The sequence below is a fragment of the Microcoleus sp. Pol17C6 genome (assembly GCF_036701145.1).
Lineage (GTDB): Bacteria > Cyanobacteriota > Cyanobacteriia > Cyanobacteriales > Microcoleaceae > Microcoleus.
Genome location: NZ_JAUBQH010000016.1, coordinates 1 through 25,978, shown reverse-complemented (window position 1 = coordinate 25,978; position 25,978 = coordinate 1). Strand labels below are relative to the sequence as shown.

At 45.3% G+C, this 25,978-nt stretch carries 18 protein-coding genes; 11 read left to right on the top strand and 7 right to left on the bottom strand.

From position 1 onward, the window contains the following. The first annotated feature begins 5 nt into the window (after positions 1-5). Together QUA25_RS10455 and QUA25_RS10450 are read left to right on the top strand one after the other, a co-directional pair. Positions 6-3,719, top strand: a complete 3,714-nt coding sequence (locus QUA25_RS10455) for a hydantoinase B/oxoprolinase family protein (RefSeq protein WP_333037387.1) — start codon at positions 6-8, stop codon at positions 3,717-3,719. Between the two features lie 37 nt (positions 3,720-3,756). Then, positions 3,757-4,872, top strand: coding sequence for a three-Cys-motif partner protein TcmP (locus QUA25_RS10450; RefSeq protein ID WP_333037386.1), 1,116 nt, complete (start codon positions 3,757-3,759; stop codon positions 4,870-4,872). On the opposite strand, the gene QUA25_RS10445 is transcribed toward QUA25_RS10450, so the two are convergent. Beyond that, positions 4,850-5,638, bottom strand: coding sequence for a phage Gp37/Gp68 family protein (locus tag QUA25_RS10445; RefSeq protein WP_333037385.1), 789 nt, complete (start codon positions 5,636-5,638; stop codon positions 4,850-4,852). The genes QUA25_RS10450 and QUA25_RS10445 overlap by 23 nt on opposite strands. A 217-nt stretch (positions 5,639-5,855) precedes the next feature. On the opposite strand from QUA25_RS10445, the gene QUA25_RS10440 reads away from it, so the two are divergent. Further along, positions 5,856-6,503, top strand: a complete 648-nt coding sequence (locus QUA25_RS10440; protein WP_333037384.1) for a sigma-70 family RNA polymerase sigma factor — start codon at positions 5,856-5,858, stop codon at positions 6,501-6,503. Between the two features lie 112 nt (positions 6,504-6,615). Further along, positions 6,616-6,936 carry a 2Fe-2S iron-sulfur cluster-binding protein gene (locus tag QUA25_RS10435; RefSeq protein ID WP_333037383.1) on the top strand — a complete coding sequence of 107 codons (321 nt, stop codon included), beginning with the start codon at positions 6,616-6,618 and terminating at the stop codon, positions 6,934-6,936. A gap of 200 nt (positions 6,937-7,136) precedes the next feature. Here the strand turns inward: QUA25_RS10435 and treS are convergent, their stop codons facing one another. Next, positions 7,137-10,517, bottom strand: coding sequence for a maltose alpha-D-glucosyltransferase (gene treS / locus QUA25_RS10430; RefSeq protein ID WP_333037382.1), 3,381 nt, complete (start codon positions 10,515-10,517; stop codon positions 7,137-7,139). Positions 10,518-10,945: 428 nt separating this feature from the next. Here treS and QUA25_RS10425 point away from each other — a divergent pair, with 428 nt between their 5' ends. After that, positions 10,946-11,176, top strand: a complete 231-nt coding sequence (locus QUA25_RS10425) for a photosystem II protein, Psb35-related (RefSeq protein ID WP_333037381.1) — start codon at positions 10,946-10,948, stop codon at positions 11,174-11,176. A 185-nt stretch (positions 11,177-11,361) separates the two neighbouring features. Here QUA25_RS10425 and QUA25_RS10420 read toward each other — a convergent pair whose 3' ends face one another. Beyond that, positions 11,362-14,301, bottom strand: a complete 2,940-nt coding sequence (locus QUA25_RS10420; RefSeq protein WP_333037380.1) for an AAA family ATPase — start codon at positions 14,299-14,301, stop codon at positions 11,362-11,364. A 275-nt stretch (positions 14,302-14,576) separates the two neighbouring features. Here QUA25_RS10420 and QUA25_RS10415 point away from each other — a divergent pair, with 275 nt between their 5' ends. The 3 genes from QUA25_RS10415 to QUA25_RS10405 all read left to right on the top strand — a co-directional run bounded on the left by QUA25_RS10415 (position 14,577) and on the right by QUA25_RS10405 (position 19,042). Further along, complete coding sequence (locus tag QUA25_RS10415; RefSeq protein ID WP_333037379.1) at positions 14,577-15,995, top strand: MBOAT family O-acyltransferase; 1,419 nt, start codon at positions 14,577-14,579, stop codon at positions 15,993-15,995. A 5-nt stretch (positions 15,996-16,000) separates the two neighbouring features. Continuing rightward, on the top strand, positions 16,001-16,990 hold the full coding sequence (locus QUA25_RS10410; RefSeq protein ID WP_333037378.1) for a DUF459 domain-containing protein: 990 nt from the start codon (positions 16,001-16,003) through the stop codon (positions 16,988-16,990). Positions 16,991-17,266: 276 nt separating this feature from the next. Next, positions 17,267-19,042, top strand: coding sequence for a hypothetical protein (locus tag QUA25_RS10405; protein WP_333037377.1), 1,776 nt, complete (start codon positions 17,267-17,269; stop codon positions 19,040-19,042). A 94-nt stretch (positions 19,043-19,136) separates the two neighbouring features. Here the strand turns inward: QUA25_RS10405 and gloA are convergent, their stop codons facing one another. The 4 genes from gloA to QUA25_RS10385 all read right to left on the bottom strand — a co-directional run bounded on the left by gloA (position 19,137) and on the right by QUA25_RS10385 (position 22,693). After that, a complete protein-coding gene (gloA, locus tag QUA25_RS10400; RefSeq protein WP_333037376.1) occupies positions 19,137-19,565 on the bottom strand; it encodes a lactoylglutathione lyase in 429 nt (142 codons plus the stop codon). Between the two features lie 110 nt (positions 19,566-19,675). Beyond that, the gene (locus tag QUA25_RS10395) at positions 19,676-20,188 is read right to left on the bottom strand and encodes a cupredoxin domain-containing protein (RefSeq protein WP_333037375.1); all 513 of its coding nucleotides are present in this window, start codon (positions 20,186-20,188) and stop codon (positions 19,676-19,678) included. Between the two features lie 19 nt (positions 20,189-20,207). Then, positions 20,208-22,463: a heavy metal translocating P-type ATPase gene (locus QUA25_RS10390; RefSeq protein WP_333037374.1), complete on the bottom strand. Its 2,256-nt coding sequence runs from the start codon at positions 22,461-22,463 to the stop codon at positions 20,208-20,210. 35 nt (positions 22,464-22,498) lie between these two features. After that, on the bottom strand, positions 22,499-22,693 hold the full coding sequence (locus QUA25_RS10385) for a heavy-metal-associated domain-containing protein (RefSeq protein WP_333037373.1): 195 nt from the start codon (positions 22,691-22,693) through the stop codon (positions 22,499-22,501). Positions 22,694-23,012: 319 nt separating this feature from the next. Here QUA25_RS10385 and QUA25_RS10380 point away from each other — a divergent pair, with 319 nt between their 5' ends. From QUA25_RS10380 to QUA25_RS10370, 3 genes are all read left to right on the top strand, one after another. Then, positions 23,013-23,735 (top strand): DUF305 domain-containing protein, encoded by a 723-nt coding sequence (locus QUA25_RS10380; RefSeq protein ID WP_333037372.1) that lies wholly within the window; start codon positions 23,013-23,015, stop codon positions 23,733-23,735. Positions 23,736-24,083: 348 nt separating this feature from the next. Then, positions 24,084-24,281 carry a hypothetical protein gene (locus QUA25_RS10375; protein ID WP_333037371.1) on the top strand — a complete coding sequence of 66 codons (198 nt, stop codon included), beginning with the start codon at positions 24,084-24,086 and terminating at the stop codon, positions 24,279-24,281. A 213-nt stretch (positions 24,282-24,494) separates the two neighbouring features. Continuing rightward, a partial coding sequence (locus QUA25_RS10370) for an efflux RND transporter periplasmic adaptor subunit (protein WP_333037370.1) occupies positions 24,495-25,978 on the top strand: 1,484 nt, incomplete at its 3' end.

Genomic DNA, 25,978 nt, shown 5'->3' with positions numbered 1-25,978 from the left:
AATATATGAAGGCGGATTTTCCCGATCGCACTCGCTGGCAATTTTGGATCGATCGCGGTGGCACTTTTACCGATATTGTCGCCAACAGCCCCGACGGTAAATTAGTCATTCACAAGCTGCTGTCGGAAAACCCGGAACGCTACACCGACGCCGCAGTCCAAGGAATTCGCGATATTTTGAGAATTCCCGCCGACGCAGCGATACCCGCCGCCGAAATTGAAGCGATTAAAATGGGGACGACGGTGGCGACAAATGCTTTGCTGGAACGAAAGGGCGATCGCACAATTCTGTTAATTACTAAAGGTTTCGGCGATGCGCTGAGAATTGGCTATCAAAACCGCCCGAATATTTTCGCGCGTCACATTATTTTGCCCCAGATGCTGTACGATCGAGTTATTGAAGTTGCCGAACGCTACAGCGCTCAAGGTGAGGAGTTAACTGCTGTCAATCCCGAGTTTATCCCGTCTTTGCAGCAAGCATACGATGAGGGAATTCGCAGTTGTGCGATCGTATTCATGCACGGCTACCGCTACTCGGAACACGAACAACAAGTGGCTAAAATAGCGAAAGAAATTGGCTTTACTCAAATTTCAGTATCTCACGAAGTTAGCCCGCTGATGAAACTGGTTTCGCGGGGAGATACTGCGGTTGTCGATGCTTATTTATCTCCGATTTTGCGGCGTTATGTCGAACAAGTAATTAGTCAATTAAGAGAGGCAGATCCCGGGGACGAGGGATTATTAATGCCCAATCCCCAATGCCCAATGCCCAATGCCCAATCCCCCAAATTAATGTTTATGCAATCGAATGGCGGCTTAGTGGACGCGGCACAATTTCAAGGAAAAAACAGTATTTTATCCGGGCCTGCTGGGGGAATTGTCGGTGCAGTTCAAACGAGCAAAAAGGCAGGTTTTGATAAAATTATTACCTTTGATATGGGCGGAACTTCGACAGATGTTGCCCATTTTAACGGCGAATACGAACGCGAATTTGAGACGGAAATTGCTGGGGTGAGATTGCGATCGCCCGTGATGGCAATTCACACTGTAGCAGCCGGCGGCGGTTCAATTGTGTTTTTTGACGGGGCTCGCTACCGCGTCGGGCCGGAGTCTGCAGGGGCCAATCCTGGGCCCGCTTGCTATCGCAAAGGCGGCCCCTTGACGGTGACTGATTGCAATGTGATGTTGGGGAAAATTCAACCGGATTTTTTCCCGAAAGTATTTGGATTGAATGGCGATTTGCCGATCGCCCCTGACGCAGTAAAGCAAAAATTTGGGCAATTAGCGGCGGAAATTGGGGGCGAGAGGACGGCCGAAGAGGTGGCGGAGGGTTTTTTGGCGATCGCGGTGGAAAAGATGGCAAATGCTGTCAAAAAAATCTCGCTTCAGCGCGGTTACGATGTTTCGGAGTATACATTGTGCTGTTTCGGCGGTGCGGGCGGCCAACACGCTTGCGCGATCGCCGATGCTTTGGGGATGAAACGGGTGTTTATTCACCCTTATGCGGGTGTGTTGTCGGCTTACGGTATGGGTTTGGCTGATGTGCGGGCTATTCGGGAAAGGGCGATCGAGCAACAATTAAATGCAGAATTATTAGCTGATTTGCATCATATTTTGACTGCATTGGAGGCTGATGGAAAGAGGGAATTGAACCGCAGAGGCGCAGAGAACACAGAGAATGAGTCCGAGGTTTTAGTTGTTAGGAAGCTGCGCTTAAAATATCAGGGAAGTGACTCGGTTTTGGCGGTAGATTTTGCTGACAATATTGAGGTCATGCAGGCTGAATTTGAAGCAGCCCACCGACAGCGTTACAGTTTTATTATGCCAGAAAAACCGCTGATTGTGGAAGCGGTTTCGGTGGAAGTTGTAGAAAGAATGGATGTGCCGGAAGCATCCACAATTTCCCCCTCTGGTGGCACGGGCATCTTGCCTGTGCAACCAATTTCAACGGTGCAAACCTATGTTGCTGGCGGGTGGCGGGCAACGCCTGTTTATCAGAGAGACGATTTGCGATCGGGCGACTGCATAGAAGGCCCTGCTATGATTGTTGAAGCTACGGGAACTAATATCATAGAACCGGGCTGGGAAGCGGAAATCACCGAAAATAATGATTTAATTTTGAACCGCAGATGCACGCAGATGGACGCAGATAATATCCGCGTTCATTCGCGTTTATCTGCGGTTAAATCCGATCCGGTTTTGCTGGAAATTTTTAATAATTTGTTTCGGGCGATCGCCGAACAAATGGGCGTCACATTGCAAAACACAAGTTCCTCAGTCAACATCAAAGAACGCCTCGACTTTTCCTGTGCAATTTTCGACAAAAACGGGCAATTAGTTGCCAACGCCCCGCACATTCCCGTACATCTAGGCTCGATGAGCGAAAGCGTTGAAGCTTTAATTTTAGCACAAGGCAATGCGATTCTACCGGGCAATGTTTATGTTTCTAACAATCCCTACAACGGCGGCACACACTTACCAGATATCACCGTTATTACTCCAGTATTCGATCGTGATTCCTCCCTTCCTTTGTTTTATGTGGCCTCGCGGGGACACCACGCCGACATCGGCGGCATCACTCCCGGTTCCATGCCTCCTAACAGTACAACAGTAACTGAAGAAGGTGTATTGCTTGACAATTTCCTGTTAGTAAGCGAGGGCAATTTTAGAGAAAAAGAATTACTTGATCTTCTGACTGCGGGGAATTTTTCTGTTCGCAATTCCGCTCAAAATATAGCCGATTTGCAAGCACAAATTGCTGCTAACAAGCGCGGCGCCGAAGAACTTCTCAAGATGGTAGAACATTATGGATTAGAGACTGTGCAAGCTTATATGGGCTTCGTACAAGACAATGCTGAAGAGTCGGTACGCAGGGTAATTGATGTGTTGCAAGATGGCGAGTTTACTTATCCGATGGATAGTGGCGGACAAATTAAGGTAGCGATTACAATTGACAAATCTGCGCGCAGTGCAAAAATAGATTTTACTGGCACTTCTGCTCAACAATCCAACAATTTTAATGCTCCCGCTGCGGTGTGCAAAGCTGCTGTTTTGTATGTTTTCCGCACCTTGGTAGATGACGATATCCCTCTAAATGCGGGCTGTTTGAAACCTCTCGAAATTATCAATCCCGAAGGCTGTATGCTGAATCCTCGCTATCCAGCGGCGGTAGTTGCCGGAAATGTGGAAACATCGCAGAATATTACCGATGCTGTGTATTGTGCTTTGGGAGTGATGGCTGCTTCTCAGGGAACTATGAATAATTTTACCTTTGGAAATCAGCGCTATCAATATTATGAAACTATTTGCGGCGGTTCGGGCGCTGGTGCAGATTTTGACGGTACTGATGCGGTGCAAACTCACATGACTAATTCGCGTTTAACCGATCCTGAAGTATTAGAATGGCGCTTTCCGGTGTTGTTGGAAAGTTTTGCAATTCGGGCTAATAGTGGGGGGAATGGATCTCATCGCGGCGGTAATGGAGTTGTGCGGCGAGTGCGGTTTCGGGAGGGGATGACGGCGGGAATTTTATCGGGGAGGCGGGTGATTTCTCCTTGCGGTTTGAATGGGGGTGAAGCGGGGAAAGTTGGACAGAATTATGTTGAAACAGTGGATGGTAAAGTTGAGGAATTGGGAAGTACGGCGACTGTGGAAATGCAGTCCGGGGATGTGTTTGTCATTGAGACTCCTGGGGGCGGAGGATATGGTACTATTATGTAGCCGCACTAAAATGAACTAGAGTGTAGAGATAACAATCATGGCTGACAGTTCTTTTTTTGATGAGTCCCGAGATAATTCTTTAGTGAAATCAGAAATAGTTGCTAAATACTTTTGGGCCTGGGCAAAGGTAATTATACCAAGAGCCAAGCAATGGAATAGTAATATTGCCTATATTGATTTGTTCTCTGGGCCAGGTCGTTATCAAGACGGTTCTAAGTCTACTCCACTACTTATCTTGGAACGTGCTATTGCTGATCCAGATATGTCACAAATGCTAGTAACCCTGTTTAACGATAAAGACTCCAATAATACTCACTCTCTCCAACAGGCTATAGCAGCCATCCCCGACATAGGTAGATTACAACATGAACCAAAAGTTTTAAATAAGGAGGTTGGAGAAGAAATCGTCCAAGAAGTTCGACAAATTAATAATATTCCTACACTCTTTTTTATTGATCCTTGGGGTTACAAAGGCTTGTCACTTCGGCTAATTGGTTCACTCATCATTAGTTGGGGATGCGATTGCATATTTTTCTTCAACTACAACCGGATTAATATGGGGTTGAATAATGCAGCAGTAGAGTCCCATATGAACGCCCTTTTTGGTAAACAACGAGCAGATAATGTGAGAGAACAGCTTGAGGCGAAGCAACCAGAGGAGCGAGAGTTAATAATTGTGGAAGCTATCTGTCAGGCATTGAAAGAAATAGGTGGTTCATATGTACTACCCTTTGGGTTCAAAAATGAGAGTGGCAATCGGACTAGCCATCACCTGATTTTTGTATCAAAGAATGTATTGGGTTATTCAATTATGAAAGGTGTCATGGCTGGAGAAAGCTCTAGTTTTAAACAAGGTGTTCCGTCTTTAGAGTATAATCCAGCGCCACCCAAGTATCCTTTGCTATATGAACTTTACCGACCTCTTGATGAGCTTGAAAATATGCTTATGGATGAATTTGCAGGTCAGACATTAACTAGAGTAGACATTTATAATCGGCACCACGTTGGCAAGCGCTACATTGAGAAAAACTACAGGGAGGTTTTGCTTAAAATGGAGGCGGAGGGAAAAATTATTACCGATCCACCTGTTAATAAAAGAAGAAAAAATACACTGGCAGAGACGGTAAAAATCACATTTCCAGCAAAGCAGTAACACCTACGTTGTTGATTTTTCGATTGGGTTCCAGTGTGTGCTGTTTGCACTTTGTTAAATGCCGCTCCAACACATCGGGCATCTCATCCCAAATTTTCCCATCCAACAGTCTCCCAGCAGCTTTAGGTGTTCTACCTCCCCATTGCTTGAAGAAAAACGCTACTCCAGCATCCTGACATTGATCCCGAATACTTTGTGCCCATTCGACTTGCATAGGACGGTGTTTTTGCCCCGACTCTCCCCCAACTATTACCCAGTGAATTCCTGTTAAATCAAGCTGTAACTGCCCTAAAAGTGGTTCGCAGGATAAAAAGCGTACCTTTGCATCCACTTGTCGCAAATAATCCACGCGATGAACATAGTTTTGATTTTCAACGGACACCCCCATCCAAATATTATCAGACCAATCAAGTTGAGGAGCTAAGTCTAATAAACGCTCATGTCGCTTCGTAAGGATTTGATAAATGTGGTGAGGAGTCTCACGCATTACCTCAAAGACTTGTTTCAGAAACTCAAGAGAGACATCTTCATGGAACAAATCGCTCATTGAGTTAACAAAAATGCGACTCGGCTTTCGCCAACTCTTAGGTTCGTTCAAGCGCTTTGGGTATTCCGTTAAAGTAAACCCGTTAGGGAAATTAGTATGAAACCGTTTTGTTAATGCTTCAGCATAACAATGCGTACAACCTGGACTGACTTTATCGCAGCCCGTCGTTGGATTCCACGTTCGGTCAGTCCATTCGATACCAGTATTAATGCTAGACATACAAAGAATTTACCCTTTAAACAACCTTTGTAGGTGACGGTGAACAAATAAAATTCGCTCTACTAATTGAGGTTTATTCACCGTCACCTACAACTTAATTATATAATTAATTTGACTTTATTATCAACATATTTTTTAAGCACTTGCATCAAATGTATATCGTGTTGTAGAATCGGGCTGCACCCGCATTTATTCTCCAAGCCTTTCCATAACAATTGTGCAAACACCTAATTTTTCAGAACTCAACCATCCTGTGGTCAAATCCCTGTTCCATCACAGCGACCAGGAATTATTGACTCTGTTTCAAAACCATCCCGATCAGGGTCGCTTCTTCACGGCGATTTTTTGCCGCTACGCTCAAATTGTACACTCGCTGATTCGCCATTCCGTGCGATCGCCCGTACAAGGCGATTACCTGTTTGCCCACACTTGGCTGCACATCTATCACGAACTCCGAGGCCTCGATTTACGCCGCGAAACCCAAGAGTCTGATGGCGGAAATCTCAGTCTCCAAAACTGGCTGATTAATGTCACCGCAGTGTGCATAAATCAAGCTGAATTGCCCCCTGTTGAGTCGATTCACTACTCTTTGCAATCGGCTCCGCCTCCGCTGTGGTGTTACGTCAAACAAGCCTTGGAATTGTTAGCGCCGCTGCCGCGTTTAGTGGTGTTGATGGCTCAGACTTTCCGCTGGAGCGAAACTCGAATAGCAGCTTATTTGCAAGCAGAAGGCGAAGCTATTTCGCCGGCTCAGGTAAAGGCTTTGCTGCAAAAAGGATATCAAAGTTTAGAATCCAACTTGCCGGAGGATATTCGGGCTATTTATCTAGAGGAAAATCTCGATTATCAAGAAGCACTTGTCTAGATATACACGATATAAATCCGCTCTTTCTAGTTGTAGGGGCGGGTTTTACCCGAAATATTTGGTAGGACTAACAGCATCGTAAACCCGCCCTTTTGCGAGGAATAAGGAAAAAATGGCAGTTTATCAAGTTCGGTTGGTGAATGAGGCTCTCGCGCTCGATCGCACGATCGCAGTACCAGACGACCAGTATATCTTAGATATCGCAGAAGATGCCGGCATCCGCTTGCCGAATGGATGCAAGCAAGGAGAGTGTTCTGCTTGCGTTGTCAAACTGCTGAGCGGTGAAATTGACCAAAGCGAACAAAAGTTTTTGAATCCGTCAGAATTGCAAGCTGGCTACGCTGTTACTTGTGTGGCTTACCCGCTTTCTGACTGCACTTTGTTAACGCATCAAGAACAAGTTTTGTATCAAGCCGCTCTTTATTTTAAGTAATACGAAATCGGTTTTTTACCATCTTTTATTCTAGTCTGGGGTTGCACGAAATTTATTTGTATAGGAGCGAATTATATTCGCCGATAAAATCGTTATCAAAGCAGATTTCTGTCATGTAAGGTGGGTGACTCTCCAGCATCTCGCTGCCACTTGAGTGGCTAGAAAGCCACCCACCCTAATGAGTATGGATAAACCCGCCCTTATAAATTCAGCAATTGTACAATCCGCTGAAGCGGAATTTCCGCCAAATCCAAGCGGTAATTAAGTTCGTAGGCTAGCTCGCCAACCGCTTTTTCCAAAATGTAAGCATCCAGCAAAACTTGTAGTTCCGGTATAGATTTGGGCAAGAAATCTGCATCGGCTGCTGTTGCCAAATAGCTCTTAACAAAAGTGAGGCTGACCCAGCGGTGCCAAACGTTTGCCCACTGCTGCATCTCCGGGAGATTTTCAGGGCGAATCATGCCACTTTCTACTTCATTGCGGAGTGCCAAAGTAACAGCGTAACTTATAGATTGCAGCATTCCCGCAACATCTCGCAGGGGCGACCTCTTCATCCGCCGCTCGTTTAATGGTCGATCGCGTTCTCCTCCGAAATCAATAATTACGAAGTCTTTGCCTGTATAAAGAACTTGCCCGAAATGAAAGTCTCCGTGACAGCGAATTCTATCGGTCGTGATTCTCAAGTTCAAAATAGACTTGAAACGTTCCATGAGCAAATCTTCGCGGTTGAGCAGCTTTTGCGCCGATTTTTGTATTTCGGGCGGCAGTTTGGACATCCGTTTTTTCAGCTCCAGCAAAGTTCTTCCGGCCAGATTTCTCATGTATTGATAAATGGAACGCTGGTAAAAGGAGGTGAAGTTTTCTGGGGCAAAAGCGGGATTTTCTGTGTCAGCAGCTAAAGCGAGGTGAAGTTCGGCTGTCCGCTGACCTAAAAGTTCGGCTGATGCTAAGTAAGAGCCGATGAGTTCGCGAGCTAATGCCGGAATTTCTAGCGATAAATCGGCTACTAGCGAGTTTTGCTGCCGCTGCGATCCGGTCAAAGCGTTCGGTAAATAATTTTCGGGGGCGGTAGATAAATTCTCGCCGGAATGCTTTGCTTCTACTGTCATTACTCGCTCGAAATAGTCGCGCAGCGTGTCTAATGTATAAGACCAAGCATCTACGCTGTCGGGGATTAATTTTTGTAGGATTCCGACTGTAAGGACTTGTTTTGCTGGTGTGTGATATTCCAATGCTCCAGCAATTGGAGCGTAGTGTTGGATCGAGTTGCGCTCTGTTAAAAAGCGTCCGATCTCTAATTCGGGGTTGATTCCTTCCTCGACTTTTCGCAATATTTTCAGGACGAAGCGATCGCCGTAACCTGCGGATGTATTGCTTTGTTCTTTTTTGAACAGGTGAGGGTCGAGGTGGGATAAATCTTCTTCTGAGCTGAATGCAGTGTCGGCTATTCCTAGTAGTTGGCCACCAGTACCTCTGTAACTGCGAGAAGTGGCGATCGCCCCCAGCAGCGCGCTCAGAAAACCTTTGTCCCCCGCAGCGTCAAATAGTACCCCGACTTCCTTGTTGGTTTCTGGGAAGTGGAGGCGCGCGATCGCCCGATCGTCCACATCGCCTTTAATCTCTTCCCAACCTAAAGGCAAAACGTAAGTTTCCGGCATACCTTCAGTATAATTCAACTGCAAAAACAGAATGTAAACTTGAGATTGCTCTCCCGCACTATCTTTACATTCAATCGGTACAATCTCACTTATTTCTAATGATTGAATTGTCCGAGCTGTACCGCTAAACCAGCGATGGCGCCGCAGGTATCCCGGCAAAATATTAAGCAGCATATCGCTTAACTGACTTGTAGCAAAAGCAGTTTTCCAATTGCCTATCACCGCCAAAGTAGGCAAGTCTGTGGGAACACCGTGCAGCGCCAAATCTTCATGTTTAACAGTAAGAGTAAACCAGTAAAACGTGTGAGGACTCAAGCACAAAAAGTAAGGATCTTCGCCAACAGCAGGAAACTCCGTGCGGCCGAAAATCTCCACCGGAACAGCACCTTTAAAGGGCGCAAGGTCTAATTCTGCCGTCTGGACGAAGCGCGACAAATTAGCCACTACGAGGATGTGTTCGTCTTGATAAGTGCGTACAAAAGCTAAAACTTTGCGGTTTTCCGGGTAGAGAAACTCGCAAGTTCCGCGGCCGAATGCTTGGAAGCGCTGCCTAATTGCAATCAGGCGTTTCATCCACCACCAAAGAGAACTCGGATTCGCCCGCTGCGCGTCCACGTTAACAGATTCGTAGTGATATTCAGGGTCAACAATTGGCGGTGCATACAGTCGCTGCGGGTTAGCACGGCTAAAACCGGCATTGCGATCGCCACTCCACTGCATCGGAGTTCTCACCCCGTTGCGATCGCCCAAATAGATATTGTCTCCCATGCCAATTTCATCGCCGTAGTAAAGCACCGGCGTACCCGGAAGAGACAGCAGCAAAGCATTCATCAACTCAATGCGGCGGCGGTTATTTCCCATCAAAGGAGCCAAGCGGCGGCGGATACCCAAATTAATTCTCGCCTGAGTGTCTTGAGCGTAAACCCGATACATATAATCTCGGTCTTCATCACTCACCATTTCCAGCGTCAATTCATCGTGATTCCGCAAAAACAAAGCCCACTGACAGTTATTGGGAATCTGCGGAGTTTGCTGGAGAATGTCGCTAATTGGGAAGCTATCTTCCATATACAAAGCCATAAATAAACGCGGCATCAGCGGAAAATGAAAGTTCATGTGACATTCATCCCCAGCAGCGTAATATTCAACCGCATCCTCCGGCCACTGATTCGCCTCAGCAAGCAGCATCCGGTTCGGGAATTTCTCATCTACGTGCTTCCGCAAGTGCTTGAGGAATACGTGAGTTTCTGGCAGGTTTTCGCAGTTAGTACCTTCGCGCTCATAGAGGTAAGGCACCGCATCCATTCGCAGTCCGTCTACTCCCAGTGCCAACCAGAAATCCACCACATCTAAGATGGCTTGGCGCACGGCCGGATTGTCGTAATTCAAATCGGGTTGGTGGGAATAAAAACGGTGCCAGTAATAAGCTTTTGCTACGGCATCCCAAGCCCAATTAGAGGTTTCAAAATCTTTGAAAATAATCCGAGCATCTTGATATTTTTCCGGCGTGTCGCTCCACACATAAAAATCTCTTTCGTTACTTCCTTTCGGGGCGCGGCGCGCTCGCTGAAACCAAGCGTGCTGATCGGAAGTGTGGTTGACAATTAACTCAATAATGACTCGAATTCCGCGTTGGTGCGCTGCTTCTAAAAGGTCTTTAAAATCCTCTAATGTGCCGTAAATCGGGTTGACGGTAGTATAGTGAGATGTGTCGTAGCCGTCGTCTCGGAGCGGCGAGGGAAAAAATGGTAATACCCAAATTGCTGTTACTCCCAAGTTTTGCAGGTAATCCAGTTTTTCTGTCAGCCCTCTAAAGTCGCCGATGCCGTCTGCATTGCTGTCGGCAAAAGCCCGAACTGGTACTTCGTAAATAATCGCGTCTTTGAACCACAACGGGTCGTCATTTAACATTGAGTTTGGCATGATTTGTAGCGATGATTGGTAATTGGTAATTTGTACTTAAAATTTGGTAATTGGGATTTGTTAGTTCCCATCCAAACTGATAAATCATAACTTATAATTTGGCCGCTATTCCTCATGCCAGCCGCAGACTTTTAATCGTAATTTATTAACGCAAAACTTATAATTTCTTAACTATAAAATTTCAACAATCTGTTTGCTATTTCGGATACAGTTCACAATCCGGGTACTGTGCTAGCTACCGATGCGCGGTAGTGCCCACCATAGATACTCTCGCTCTCTCTGCTTCTTCCCCTCTGGCGCTGCCGTCAAAGGTGCGGTATTTACTACCTGCCGGACGGTTGCCACGACATTACAGTACCTTGACGTTTATTACTAATTTTCGTTACATTAGTTTACATAAAGCAACAAAAGTTAAGGAAAAAGCAAATATGGCTATTGTAATCTCTCTTTTAATCGTCGGTTGGGTCGCAGCAGCATTAATTGGCACTCAAGCATATTTCCTCGGGGAACAGTCAAAGCCCATCCACGAGCGGAATTGGAACGATGAATCTTTTGAAAAATTGGCTGTAGCAATCACAGCAACAGAGATGGATTACAGCGTTCGCGTTCCTGCCTATAGCATGGATGCCTATGGTAGCCGCACCATCTCGAATTCTTGATATCAAGTAACAGGTTTCACCATTTTCAATAACAGGCAGGATGCCTGTTCCACAAGAGAATTGATGGTTTGTGGAACAGGCATCTTGCCTGTTCCTAATTTTCAATAACAGGGCGGATGCCTGTTCCACAAGAAGACTTATTATTTGTGGAACAGGCATCCTGCCTGTTCCTAGCTGTTCGGCAACTACAAACTATTACCGACTAGCGCTGGGCGAGAATCTTTTTTGCGAAACTGCAAAGTGTTATTTTCGCAGTCGATCGCAATTGTATCGCCCTCGACAAACGCATTTTCCAGAATCTTGTTGGCCAGCGGGTTTTCCAGCTCCCGCTGGATGGCACGTTTTAAGGGACGAGCGCCGTAAACCGGGTCGTAACCGACATCTGTGATATGGTTTTTCGCAGCATCCGACAGTTCCAAAGTGATTTTTTGCTCTGCCAACAAACGCTCGATCCGCTTCACTTGAATGCTGACTATTTGCCGCAGTTCGACCTTGCTCAAAGTGTGGAACAAAATTATCTCGTCCACCCGATTGAGAAATTCGGGCCGAAAGTGCGATCGCAGGGCTGTCATTACCCGTTTTAACATCTGTTCGTACTCTTGGTCTGTCTCCCGTTCTTGAGTCAATAAATTTTCATTTTCACTCTTGTTTTCACTCTTGGTTACACTATCAACATCAACTCGCTGGGCCGACACCTCGACAGTACCGTCGGCAGCCACTTTATAATCTGTCTTTTGACTTGACAAATCTTTCGTTTCCTGCTTCCGACTAGCAGGTTTTTTGACGGTTTTTTCCTTCTTAGTAAACACGTCTAAAATGTGGTCGCTGCCGATATTGCTAGTCATCACAATTACAGTATTTCTAAAGTCAACCACTCGACCTTGAGAATCGGTAATTCTGCCGTCATCCAACACTTGCAGCAAAATGTTAAATACGTCCGGGTGCGCTTTTTCCACTTCGTCAAACAGCACTACCGAATAAGGATGTCTCCGCACTGCTTCCGAAAGTTGTCCCCCTTCATCGTAACCGACATATCCGGGGGGAGCTCCTACCAACCGAGAAACGCTGTGCTTCTCCATGTATTCCGACATATCGATGCGGACGATCGCATCATCGCTGTCAAACAAAAACTCCGCCAACGCCCGCGCTAACTCAGTTTTGCCGACGCCTGTGGGGCCCATAAACAAGAAAGAGCCGATCGGTCTGCCGGGGTCTTTCATGCCCGCCCTAGCGCGCCGAATTGCCGCCGCCACGGCTGTTACAGCTTCCTCTTGACCGATGACTTTTTGGTGCAAGTGTTTTTCCAATTGCAGCAATTTTTGGCGTTCTGATTCTAACAACCGGTTAACCGGAATGCCCGTCCATTTAGCGACAATTTCCGCAATATCGCCCTCAGTAACTTTTTCGCGCAGCAGGGAAGAACCTTGAGCTTGCTGTTTCAAAAGTTCCGCTTCTTTCGCTTCGCGATCGCGCACCGCAGTTTCCAACTTGCCGTACTTTAACTGTGCGGCTTTATTCAAATCGTAAGCCCTTTCTGCTTGTTCGATTTGCACTCGCAGTTGGTCTTCTTCTGCTTTCAATTTATTGATTGCATCCAACAACTGCTTTTCGCCCAACCACTGAGAGGACAATTTTTCCTGCTTGACTTTTAAGATGTCAATCTCAGATGTGATGCGTTCGACGCGGAAGCCGAGCCCAGGGGCGAGAGCACCTTTTCCTTCGCCTTCGATCGACAATTTTTCCATTTCCAACTGCATCACCCGGCGGTCGATGCCTTCCAATTCCACAGGTTTAGAGGTAATCTCCATTTTCAAGTGGGCGGCCGCTTCATCTACCAGGTCGATCGCCTTGTCCGGCAAAAAGCGATCGGAAATATAGCGGAAAGACAGAGTTGCAGCAGCTACCAGGGCCGAATCAGTAATTTTTACCCCGTGGTGGCGTTCGTAACGGTCTTTCAATCCGCGCAAAATCGAAACAGTATCTTCAACACTGGGTTCGCCGACAAATACTTGTTGAAAGCGGCGTTCTAGGGCTGGATCTTTTTCAATATTCTTGCGGAATTCGTCGAGAGTTGTAGCGCCGATGCAGCGCAATTCGCCTCTCGCCAACATTGGTTTTAACAAATTTCCCGCATCCATTCCCGAACCGGAACTGCCACCGCCGCCAGTTCCGACAACCGTGTGCAATTCGTCAATAAATAGGACAATTTGTCCGTCGGAATCGATGACTTCCCGGAGTACAGACCGCAATCGTTCTTCAAATTCGCCCCGGAATTTTGCCCCAGCAATTAAACTGCCCATGTCGAGGCTAAATAGCTGGCGATTTTTCAAAGATTCCGGTACGTCGCCGTTGACAATTCGCTGGGCTAAACCTTCGGCGATCGCAGTTTTTCCGACTCCGGGATCGCCAATTAACACCGGATTGTTTTTTTGACGGCGAGAAAGAACTTGTACCACGCGGCGGATTTCCTCGTCGCGGCCGATTACTGGGTCGAGTTTGCCGGCTTTGGCGGCTTCTGTCAAATCGCGGCCGTACTTGCTAAGGGCGTCGGAGTTAGCTTCGCCATCTTGATCTTGGGCTTTAGCGCTGCTGCGGCTGCCTTTCCCTGTTTCGGAATTTTTTTCTTGGGCTTTAGCAGTGGCGCGGAAAGATTTGATTGCTTCTTCGAGTTTTGGTCGATCGAGCGTACCGGCTGGGGGTTTGCGATCGTAACCGGGGCGGCCCGGCGGGCCGTCGCCTTTTGTCAGCAACCTGCGGCCGACTCGTTCGTCTTCTACTAAGCCAATTAATAAATGTTCAACGGCGATAAAATTATCTTGCCAAGTCGCCCTGGTGGCCTCGGCAACATCTAACATAACTTCTAAGCCGCGACCGAGGTATAGTTGGTCAGCGTTGGCAACTCTGGGCTGTCGTTTGGCAAAAGCATCTAACTGCTGGGCCAAGCGGGGGGCATCGACTCCAGCTTTGCTGAGAATGCTGTTTGCCTGGCCTTGCTGTTCGAGAAGGGCGATGGCTAAATGTTCAACCTCTAGCTGCTGATTGGCAAAGCGGCGGGCTACATCCTGGGATTTGACAATGGCTTCCCAGGCTTGATCTGTAAATTTGCTAGGGTCTGTTGGCTGCACGTTGGTTCCTCGCAATCAAGGGGATTCCTGTTGTTATCCGTTAATACATCGTCTCACAACCATCATAATCTTTAAACAGGATTATGAATTTATGAGTGCGGTTAACTAGGGCGGAAGTTGTGGCCTAATTGACCTCTTACAAAAGCTTACAGTCCGCTATCCACCCCGAAATTTGGTGCGCTCAGACCGACTCTAGCGATTCCCTTCGGGATAGGTTGGCTGGCCGTACTTATAAAAATATTGCCACAAACAAGATTTTTTATCGGCTGAGACTTATGCTATTTCCCACTTACCAATTTCTAGTTTTTTTCCTAATTATTTTTAGCCTGATCGTCTCTGTGAAACCCCAAGTCAATTTGTATAAAATTTTCTTGTTAATTTCAAGTTTATTATTTTATTCCTTTTGGAGTTTCGACTTTCTCTTGCTCCTCGTTTTCTCTACAGCCTCTAACTATATCATTCTCCGGGTTCTCTGCAACAACAATAAGTATAAAAAAATTGCTTTAATCTCGGGCTTAGTTTTCAACATTGCCTATCTCGGCATCTTTAAATATTGCAACTTCTTTGTAACTTCTTTATTTGAGATACTGAACCAGCTACAAATTCCAGCCAGCTTTCCAGTTTTGCAAATAATTGCCCCCGTCGGCGTGTCTTTCTACACTTTTAGAATGATTTCTCATTTGATCGACTGCTACCAGCAAAAAATACCCTGTCCAAAATTTATAGAGTATGCCGCCTACATTACCTACTTTCCGCAAATTGCCTCTGGGCCAATCTCGCGAGCTCGCGAATTTTATTTGCAGCTAAATTCACGGAAAAAATACGACTATCAAATTGAAGAAGTTATAGTTTTGATTTTGTCTGGACTCTTCAAAAAATATACTTTATCGAGCTTTTTGTTTAACTTCACTGACTTACCATTCAAAGTACCCCAGCAGTACAGCAGCATCGATTTAATCCTCGCGGCAATTTCCTATTCCTGTTTAATTTATGTAGATTTCAGCGGCTATTCGGATTTAGCCAACGGTATCTCCTGTTTGCTGGGTTTCAAACCAATTGCCAACTTTAATATGCCATACCGATCACTCAGTCTGCAAGAATTTTGGAAAAGGTGGCACATCAGTCTTTCCGAGTGGCTGAGGGATTACGTTTACTTTCCCTTGGGCGGTAACAAATACGGCAAGTTGAGGAAGTACCTAAATCTATTTTTAACAATGGCGATCGGTGGATTTTGGCACGGCGCAGGTTTAAACTTTATTTTCTGGGGAGCAATTCACGGTTTAGGATTAATTGTCAACCATTTATGTAAAGATCTCCCCCAAGCTATCCACTTTAAATTAGACTATGCCTTTCCCAGATTTGCTAAATTTTGCAGTTGGCTGCTAACATTTACTTTTGTTACTTGTAGCTGGGTATTTTTTGGCACTCCCAACTGGGAAACTGCGGTGAGTTTTTTTGAAGGAATTTTCCATCCTGCAGTCACAAGTTTTCAATTTAACTTTTGGCAATTGTATTTAGTAATTGCAGTTATTGGCGCGCTCAACTTGTGGGGCGATCGCATCGCGAAACTATTGCAAACCGTATTGTCATTAAAAAACATTTTCTTTCGGGTTGTCTTAGTTTCACTGCTCGTGTATACTATCTTGATGTTGGGACCAAGTACCGTCGCGCCTTTTATTTACTTTAATTTCTAAGAAATATGAAAGACCGGGAATTTTTGCTGATTGTTACTTCTGTAATTCTCACTTTAATATTTTCAAACTTATCATTATTTCTGAAAAGCTTTGCTTCAACTCCTTTCGCCAGTGCAGAAATTAAAGAAGCAGCGCGCCAGATCGAAATAGACGGTTTCCGAAAATCAGAACAAGATTTTTGGAGCAAAATTAAAGATATTAACTTCGACAGCCTCCCCAAAGAACCAGAAATTTCTTCTGTCCAAACCGAAACAAAAGCGCCCGTTGAACCCCCAAAGTCTGCTACAGCTAAAAAACCAACCCCAGCTAAAAAAACAACCCCAGCTAAACCTAAACTGACCCGACCTTATCGCAGATTTTTATTTATTGGAGATTCCGTAATGTTCGACTTAGGAATTCAACTCCAGTACACTCTTAAGAAAAAATACAATATCGCCGATACGAAAATTGACTACAAGGTAGCGACCGGATTAAATCGGATAGATTATTATGATTGGTATGCTAGAACTCGCCAAGTTATTAATAATTACCAGCCGGATGTAGTGATTGTTTTGTTTGGAGCAAATGACCGTCAAAATATCATTGATTCTCAAGGAAAAGGTCGGGCTGTTATGACAAAAGAATGGCAAAAAGCTTATCAAGAAAGAGTTGAAAGATATGCCAATTTACTTGATTCGTCATCGGTGAGAAAAGTGTATTGGGTCGGTCAATCGATGCCTAACAAATCTTCGTATCTCCAAGCTTTTCCCATCATGAACGATATTTATAAAAATGCCAGCAAATCTTCAGCCAAAATCGAATTTGTTTCTACTTGGGACACTTTTGCACCCGGAGGAAGATTTGTTCCAGTAGTTGCTAATAAATCGGGTAAGCGAGGCTATGTAAAAAATAATGACGGCTTGCACTTTACATCCCACGGAGCTCAAATTATCAGCGACTTACTCGTTGACCAAATGGTAAGCGACAAAATATTAAAAGCTCCGACAAAGAAATGACTATAGTAGGTTGGGTTTCGTTGCCCAACCTAAAATTTGGACATTTCACCAATTATTGCAAAATAATATATTTAGTTCGGGACGCACATTGGCCTTGATTAACTAGGTTTATAGGGAAAATCTAGGCTTGAGTTATAATAAATTTACTCGTGAAACCGGGTTTATAACTCCCTATGCGTTCAGGACTAATATTGACAAAAAGCCACAGTAAATGTAATGCTGAATTCAGCATCCAACAACGGCCTCCATATCTAGCAATTGTCATGGCGACAAATTATGACGAGCAATATGTGGAAACTCGATCGCACTAACATCCCTGAGTCAATGGGGTGCAGCGGCAGAGCGCTAATCTTCACTCTCACTAAATATACTCAACCTTGGCAAAGAATAAACCTAGTTAAAAAAATCCTGCAACAGTGCGGCATCGAGCCTTTTGCTGAAGTTTTGGGCGTACCCAACAGCGGAATATTCAGAGAAAATATACCGGAATCCCTCAGAAAACCGCATCCGAATTTGCTGTTTCGCGCTTTGGCAATTCAGGCATTTGGGAAGGTGGGAGAGGGGCTGATATCAAGTGAGAGAAAGGCTAAAGCAAGTAATTTTAGCAAAAATCTGCTGGCGGCGTTAGAACAGGAAGCGCGAGGGGGATCGACTCCTTTAATTCGGTGGTCTGCGGCTGTTAGTATTAAGTCAATTTGGTTGGATGAAGCAGGGCAACAACAAGGCAAGGAAGGTGCTGTCAATGTCACAATCAATGCAGAGGAAATTGAGGGACGGGTTGTAGAAGAGCAAATTCAACTATTAGCAAGCAACAAATTTGCTTTGGGCGACAGCCGCAGAAATGACAGCCACAAGGAATATGATAATTGTCTCGATTTTTGGGTGTACGGCCCTAGCTGGCTGCTGCCGAGCCTGCCAATGAATGGCGACGAATATCTATTTTGGATTGATCGAGTATTTGCTGCGATCGCACTTACGGGCCCGTACAAATTGAGTGCCGACAACGATGCAGCGGTAACAAACTTTTTGGAAGTGGCAGAAAATAATTTTAATGACTTGGAATTCTCCAAAATACTTGCCAAAATTTTTGAGTTTCTGCACCACCCGGAAGCGAGAGTTAAAAATCTAGCTACAATTATTTTAGAACCTTACAAAGACAAGATTGACCGAAAATCGGCGCAGATTCTGACAGCGCTCCTATATAAATTTAATGTAAAATATCAGCCTTTAGAATCCCTTACTATTCCCGAAATCGAGGAGTACAAAGCGTCACTATATTTCGGTAAAATGGAAATTGACGACTTGTATTGTGAGGCTTTGGCGCTGTGCGGCGATCGGGATGTCGAACTCGCAAGTTTCTTGTCCGCTAAACAAAGGGAATACCAACATACTCTAGAGGAGCATATCAACAATCTCAGCAAGTTAGTTAAGTCAATCATAAATTGCCAGAGCTTGTTAGATGCTAATAGAGAACTTTTGTATTTGACTGTAGATCGGCTGGAAAAATGGGATTACACTCTAGACAATAAACTGGCGGCGCACCGCAAAAAAATTCAAAACCTGAGCTTGGATAAAAGTACCTCCGAGCAGTGCATAAACCTCGACAATGAACTCAATCATATCAGAGATTCTTTGCAGTATACGTTGTATGAAGTCACATCAAATATTAACAGTCAAATTAGAGAGTTAGAACTTTCGGCATCCAAAAATAGCAAGACGGCAACAGATATGTTTAGGTGGACGTGGCTATTGTTCGCGGTGGGGTTTTCAGTAGGGTGGTTTTTTTATTTATTAAATTTAGTGATTAACTGGATATTCGCGGTCAGCTACACCAGCGAATTTCTAGTTTATTGGACTATTTTATTTAGTATAATGGTGGTATTTTTATTAGTATTAGCTGTATTCTTTTCGGCGCTCGCTGCTTTTGACCAGCGCCGAGAATCTAAATTAATTCCTCAATTTGATAGCTTAAGCCAAATAGGGAGCAGTTTTTCTATATTGTGGCAAAAAATATATTTGCAGCAGTTTTTACCGTCGGTGCGATCGAATTAAAAGTTTCAGTTGACAGTTGTGGGTACGACTGTTGTCAAAAGGAAAACGGAAGAGGGAAGATAGTTTTTCCTTCCCCTTCCCCCTCTTAAGAAAGTTAGGATGCGGTTGTTGCTGCTACTTTCTGGGTGTTGCTACCTTGATTTTCCTGTTGAATTAACTCAACTTTATATCCATCTGGGTCTTGCACAAAAGCGATGACTGTTGAACCGTGCTTCATCGGGCCGGGTTCGCGACTAACTTTACCGCCGCGAGCTTTAATTTCATCGCAAGTACCGTAAATGTCGTCAACGCCGATCGCAATATGACCGTAAGCATCCCCCAAATTGTACTCTGTGACGCCCCAGTTGTATGTTAATTCCAAAACTGTAGTGTCTGATTCGTCGCCGTAGCCAACAAAAGCCAGAGTAAATTTACCGTCTGGATAGTCCTTTTTTCGCAGCAATTTCATGCCCAGAACCTCGGTGTAAAATTTGAGGGACTCTTCCAGGTTGCCGACTCGGAGCATCGTGTGTAGTAGTTGCATTTAGCTCACTCCAAATTTTTTAAGCTTTCATCTATTTTAGCGATTTCTTGCTGAAAAAACTCGCGCCTCAACCGTCGCAATTGCCGCAGGTTGACAACTGTCTATTTGATTTAGCTTTGTACTTCCACCACACCCCTAAACATATTCATGCCGCAAGTAAATAGGTATCGTCCAGGTTTTTGAGGGGTGAATTCAACAGCCGTTACCTGATTTAGAGGTAATTCTCGCACAATGTGAAAATCTGGTAACAACACTTTTTCCAGACAACTGTTGGGGTCGCGCCTCAAGAAATTGAGCCTGACTAATTGACCGACTTTCACAACTACAGTGGCCGGCTCATAACCCCCATCTACAGTAATAGTCAACTCTTGTATCCCCTGAATAGATTCAGCTTGCCACCCTTTAGCTTTACTGAACAAAAACCACCACAATTCCAAACCAATTAATGTTAAACCACCTATTGTGACGCCAACTTTTAAACCTAGTGGCTGTTCAATGCTGCGGAATTGAGTCGTAGAAGTAGAATGCTGGACGGACATTTCGGAAGCTTGAACTCCCGATGCAATTCCCATCACAAGTCCTAAACTCGCGAGACGGCCCCAAATTTGACGATGGTGTAACATTTTTCTAATTCCTCCAAATTTAGGCAATAGATTTGGCTTGAAAATTCCGCAAACGCAAAGCATTAGTAATTACAGAGACTGAACTGAAAGCCATTGCTGCACCAGCGATAATTGGATTTAGCAGCCAGCCAAACATGGGGAACAAAATGCCCGCCGCGATCGGTATTCCAGCGATGTTGTAAATAAACGCAAAAAACAGATTTTCGCGGATGTTCCGCATGGTGGCGCGGGAAAGTTTAATTGCTGTAACTATGCCTTGCAAATCTCCTGAAATTAAGGTAATGTCGCTGGCTGCGATCGCCACATCGGTGCCGGTGCCGATCGCAATTCCCACGTCTGCTAAGGCCAAAGCCGGCGCGTCGTTAATTCCGTCTCCCACCATCGCGACAATTTTTCCTCCCCGTTGCAGGGCTTGGATTTGAGCTGCTTTTTGGTCGGGTCTAACTTCGGCAAAAACGCGAGTAATGCCCACGGATTGGGCGATCGACTCCGCAGTCGCGCGGTTGTCCCCCGTCAGCATCGCTACCTCCAAACCGAGCTTTTGAAGTGCTTTCACCGCCTGCGCTGACGACGGTTTGAGGGCATCCGCAATGCCCAGAATTGCCTCTATTTTGCCTTCTACAGCCATCCAAACAACCGTTTTGCTCGCAGCTTCCAAAGCTCTGGCGCGCAGTTCCAGATATTCAGTATCGCAGCCTAGTTCCTGCATCCACCTCAGCGTTCCCAGGGCGATCGACTTTCCGGCTACAACTCCGCGAACACCACTCCCTGCGATCGCCTCAAAATCCTTAACATCCGTCAAATTAACCTCTTGAGATTGAGCGTACCTCACAACAGCTTCCCCCAAAGGATGCTCGGAATTGCGCTCGACAGACGCCGCCAATTGCAGCAACTTTAACTCATTGCTGTTCGCCGTTCCCCTAATTGTCACAAAATCAGTTACAGTCGGCTTGCCTTCGGTGAGGGTTCCAGTTTTATCTAACACGATAATTTGGATTTTATGAGCCAATTCTAAACTCTCGGCTCCTTTAATTAAAATCCCGTTTTCTGCACCTTTACCAGTTCCCACCATCACAGCAGTCGGAGTCGCCAAACCCAAAGCACACGGACAGGCAATAATCAGCACTTCCACCATTGTTACGGTTGCAAAAGTGATGTTTCCAGTGGCGTTAAACCAGATAATAAAAGTAGCTATAGCGACGGCAATTACTGCGGGTACAAACCAACCAGTTACTTGGTCTGCTAACTTTTGAATCGGTGCTTTTGAACCCTGTGCGTCCTGCACCATCTTGACAATTTGAGCTAAAAATGTATCTTTGCCAACTCTTGTCGCCCGAAACTTGAAGCTGCCAGTTTTATTAATTGTGGCTCCGATAACTTCGTCGCCAAGCTGCTTTTTCACAGGCAAACTTTCTCCCGTAACCATTGCTTCGTCTACCGTCGAAGCACCCTCAATTACCTCTCCATCTACGGGGATTTGCTCTCCCGGCCGCACCTGCACGATGTCGCCAATTTCCACTTGGGCGATCGGCACTTCCAACTCTTCCCCGTTGCGAATTATCCGAGCAGTTTTTGCTTGCAAACCCATGAGTTTGCGAATGGCCTCCGAAGTCTCTCCCTTCGCGCGATTTTCTAGGGTTTTCCCCAACAAAATTAAGGCGATAACGCTAGCGGCTACTTCGTAGTAAACACTAGGAGTCAAACCTTGGGCAGTGAAGAAACCGGGAAAAAAGGTCACAAATACAGAATAAAAGTAAGCAGCACTCGTACCCAAAGCAATCAGGGTATCCATTGTTGCTACGCGCCGTTTTAGGGATTTCCAAGCTCCCACATAAAACGATTTCCCGCACCAGAATTGTACTGGTGATGTCAGGACTAATTGCAGCCAAAAATTGTGCAGCCATGCGGGAATAAATGGCAGATGCAAGCCGGTCATCGCTGGAATAGCGCCCACAACTAGCAGGATGCTGATGATACCTGCTGTCCAGAGTTTCCGCTGCAAGTTTTGAGATTCAGATTTGCGATCTGCTTGTTCGGAATCATCCTCTGTCGCCGCCATTTCTGGAAGTGGCAAAGCTTGGTATCCCGCATCATCAACCGCCGATTGAATTGTTTCTAAGTTGGTTTGCTGGGAGTCGTATTGGATGGTTGCTTGTTCCATCCCAAAATTGACATGACACTCAATTACGCCGGGAACAGATTGAATGGCTTGTTCGATAGATGAAGCACAAGAAGCACAACTCATGCCCCGCAATTTAAGTGTGAGATTGTCCATATATGCCATCCTCAATGAGACTTTACCCTTTGTCTTTAAATAGTTGGATAGCCCGCCGATGCGATCGCTTTCCTAACTTCACTTTCTGACTTAGCGGTTTGAATCGTGACCAATTTTGTCTTGAGATCGGCCTCAACCTTTGAGGCTGAGTCAATGGCTTGGACTGCTTTTGTTATTGTATTCGCACAAGCAGAACAAGCCATCTTAGGAACTTTTAGCTGTAAAGTCATAGTTTGAACCTCAGCAGAAACTACTCTGCTCAATAAATGAATTAACTCCATTGTAAAGTCTCCAGTTCACTGGAGAGTCAAGAGGAATTGCGAAATAAATCAGAAATTATCAAAAAAGTGGTTTGACACGCTACCCATAGGGGTAAGGCGCGCACTGTGCACCCTACATAATTCGGTTGTCAGTCCTGTACATCTTAAATTTGAGTTCGATAGACGGTACAGCAATAATTCTTTACAATTCCGAGGCAAAAATTTCATCCTAATTTCATTTATATGTGGAAAGCTGAAGATAAATGGCCGTTTTAAGGATATAAAATCGATGAAACCAATTTCATTAAAAACAGGCTTTGCAGCCCTGATATTGACCGCCACAGCCGCTTTAACCAGCGGAGTGCTTGCAGCTTGTTCAAAAGCCCCTTCCAGCGAAGCTCAAGCCCCAAATGTTACGGCTGCAACCGAAGCAAACAACAAGCAAAACGTGGCCCAAGGCGGTGGCATGAATCATGGCATGAATCATGGCACGAATCACGATATGTCAATGGATTTAGGCCCTGCTGATGCCGATTACGATTTGCGGTTTATTGATGGCATGACAGTACACCATCAAGGTGCTGTAAAAATGGCTCAAGATGTGCTTAAACAATCCAAACGCCCGGAAATGAAAAAACTTGCCACTGATATAATTGCTGCTCAAAACCGCGAAATCAATCAAATGAAAGAGTGGCGAAAAACTTGGTATCCCAAAGCCAGCAGTACGCCGATGGCTTATCACGCTCCAATGGGTCACATGATGGCAATGACTCCCGAACAAATGCAAAGCATGATGATGAGCATGGATTTAGGGGCCGCTGACGACCAATTTGACTTGCGATTTATCAATGCGATGATTCCTCACCACGAAGGAGCTTTAGTGATGGCTGAAGATGCTTTGAAGAAGTCAAAACGCCCGGAAATGAAGAAATTGTCTCAAGAAATTCTGACTTCGCAAAAGCAAGAAATTGAGCAAATGAAACAGTGGCGGCAAACTTGGTATAAACAGTAATTTAGCTCACCTCAACAAAACGTGACCCAAATCCCCAAAATGAGTGACCTTAATCACAGTAGCTCAATAGTTAAGAAAATACTTGCTTCACAAAAGCAAGAAATTGAGCAAATGAAAAAGTCGCGACAACCTTGGTAGACAAAGTAATGTAGCTCGACTGTGGCTGTCAGCATTTGTCTGACTCCACCTCAGTTCCCTGAGAGTACCTACACCTACTGTAGATAATTGAACCGCCTTACCTCTAAAGTAGTAGAAAGTTACGTAAAAATACTGTAGACAATTGCTCAGCCCTACCTCTAAAGTAATAGAGAGGTCAGCAAAAAGCTATATACATAGAGAGGGTAGTTTATGATATTGAATACCTTGGAATTAAACAGCACTTATAAATCAAATGCAGCCGTAGATGAGCTACGGAGCGAATTGACAAAAGAAATTGCAGCGCCAGCAGAGATAAAAAAACCGGAAAAAAATCTACAGCAAAATCGCTTGTCATTAGGCGAAACTTATCTTCGTATTTTAGAATCTGGTGGGCATCTGGGCTGCTGATTCAAAATTTTATTCTAATTTCATCCTAATTTCATTTGACCGTGAAATACTAGGTTGAGTAGAGCATTTCTAGCTCTTGGTCATTGCTTAGCGGTCGCTTCTTGGAAAATGCTAATAAGTAACTTTACTTAAGGGGTATCACTTACTTACCTTGGCAAAATACCAACTGCTAAACCTGTGGCACTCAACCTGATTTCAAGGACAATGCCAACGATGATATTCCACAAATATGCTCAGTGTTCGGCAATTATTAGCAGCTTGTCGGGAAGTTTGCTCAGCCTAATTTTGCTAAGTTCTCCTGCCGCTGTTTTTGCCCACGCTGGCCACGGAGATGAATTTCAGCATAGCGACGAAGCAACTGAAACTCCTACTGCTATTTCTGTCGATGCCGCAACAGCAAAACGATTAGGAATTAAAGTTTCCCCTGCCGCTCGCCAGCGACTAGATATCGGCATCAAAACCACAGGACAAATTGAAACTTTACCCAACGAAAAAGTAGAAGTTACGGCTCCTGTTGCTGGGAAAGTAATAGAGTTGCTGGTTAAGCCTGGGGACAAAGTATCAAAAGGCCAACCCGTTGCGGTGTTATCGAGTTCAGAATTAGGACAGTTGCGGGTTGAATCTCTCTCGAAACGTGCCGAAGCTGAGGCAGATTTGCAGCAAGCGGAAGGCGATCTCAAACTAGCACGAGAAAATTACGATCGCCAACTTCAAATATCCGCAGCAGAAATCGCCCAAGCCAAAACCCAATTGACAGCGGTAACTAAGCAGTACCAACAAGAACAAGAATTAGTAAACAAGCGTTCTGTGGTGCAAGCCGCTAAAGAAAACTATCAGCGTCAAGTTGAAATAGCGCAAGCAGAAATAGCGCGGGCAGAAACAGAATTAACTGTTGCTAAAGAACAGTTCGATCGCGACAAAGAATTAGTGGCATCTGGGGCGATCGCGCGGCGCACAATGCTGGAATCGCAAGCCCACTTCGCCGAAGCAAAAGCCGCTGTTGCTAAGGCAAAAAGCCGTCCTGAAGTTATCAAAGCCGAAACCGAAATTAAACAAGCCGAAGTAGACCTCCCTATGCGGGAATTGCGGGAATCTCAAGGCAGAGTAGCAGAAGCAAAAGCTCAACTTACCAGAGCTCAGAGCCGCCGGGAAGTCCTAGAAGCCGAGAACCAACTCAAACGCGGCAAAACTGCCGTCGAAGTCGCTCAGTCGCGCATTCGCTTGGCTGACGCAGCCTATCAAGCGCGGCTCCAACAATTAGGAACTGTTGCCAACGATCGAGGACTCGTTACCGTAGTTGCTCCGATTTCGGGGACGGTAGCCGATCGCGAAATCACCCCAGGCGAGTCAGTAAACGCTGAAAAACCGTTGATGAGTCTCTTAAATGACAGCCGCGTTTTTGCCACAGCCAATATTTACGAAAAAGACCTGAATAAAGTAAAACCGGGTCAGGAAGTCAGGGTAAAAGTCGCTAATTTACCCGATCGCATTTTTAAAGGAAAAATTACCTTTATTGGCTCATCCGTGTCAGGAGAAACGCGGGTTGTGCTGGTAAAAGCAGAAGTAGATAATATTAACGGCGAATTAAAGCCCGGACTGTTTGCTGAGTTGGAAATTTTCACCGACAAAACAGCAACAAATATTTTAGCAATTCCGAGTGCAGCGGTAGTGGATGTTAGCGGTAAAAAAACCGTTTA

What these genes read in the sequence shown, in the direction of transcription:
- QUA25_RS10455 (WP_333037387.1), top strand. Translation starts at nt 6, where the DNA reads ATGAAGGCGGATTTTCCCGATCGCACTCGCTGGCAATTTTGGATCGAT.
- QUA25_RS10450 (WP_333037386.1), top strand. Translation starts at nt 3,757, where the DNA reads ATGGCTGACAGTTCTTTTTTTGATGAGTCCCGAGATAATTCTTTAGTG.
- QUA25_RS10445 (WP_333037385.1), bottom strand. Translation starts at nt 5,638, where the DNA reads ATGTCTAGCATTAATACTGGTATCGAATGGACTGACCGAACGTGGAAT.
- QUA25_RS10435 (WP_333037383.1), top strand. Translation starts at nt 6,616, where the DNA reads ATGGCAGTTTATCAAGTTCGGTTGGTGAATGAGGCTCTCGCGCTCGAT.
- treS (WP_333037382.1), bottom strand. Translation starts at nt 10,517, where the DNA reads ATGCCAAACTCAATGTTAAATGACGACCCGTTGTGGTTCAAAGACGCG.
- QUA25_RS10425 (WP_333037381.1), top strand. Translation starts at nt 10,946, where the DNA reads ATGGCTATTGTAATCTCTCTTTTAATCGTCGGTTGGGTCGCAGCAGCA.
- QUA25_RS10415 (WP_333037379.1), top strand. Translation starts at nt 14,577, where the DNA reads ATGCTATTTCCCACTTACCAATTTCTAGTTTTTTTCCTAATTATTTTT.
- QUA25_RS10410 (WP_333037378.1), top strand. Translation starts at nt 16,001, where the DNA reads ATGAAAGACCGGGAATTTTTGCTGATTGTTACTTCTGTAATTCTCACT.
- QUA25_RS10405 (WP_333037377.1), top strand. Translation starts at nt 17,267, where the DNA reads ATGACGAGCAATATGTGGAAACTCGATCGCACTAACATCCCTGAGTCA.
- gloA (WP_333037376.1), bottom strand. Translation starts at nt 19,565, where the DNA reads ATGCAACTACTACACACGATGCTCCGAGTCGGCAACCTGGAAGAGTCC.
- QUA25_RS10395 (WP_333037375.1), bottom strand. Translation starts at nt 20,188, where the DNA reads ATGTTACACCATCGTCAAATTTGGGGCCGTCTCGCGAGTTTAGGACTT.
- QUA25_RS10390 (WP_333037374.1), bottom strand. Translation starts at nt 22,463, where the DNA reads ATGGACAATCTCACACTTAAATTGCGGGGCATGAGTTGTGCTTCTTGT.
- QUA25_RS10385 (WP_333037373.1), bottom strand. Translation starts at nt 22,693, where the DNA reads ATGACTTTACAGCTAAAAGTTCCTAAGATGGCTTGTTCTGCTTGTGCG.
- QUA25_RS10380 (WP_333037372.1), top strand. Translation starts at nt 23,013, where the DNA reads ATGAAACCAATTTCATTAAAAACAGGCTTTGCAGCCCTGATATTGACC.
- QUA25_RS10375 (WP_333037371.1), top strand. Translation starts at nt 24,084, where the DNA reads ATGATATTGAATACCTTGGAATTAAACAGCACTTATAAATCAAATGCA.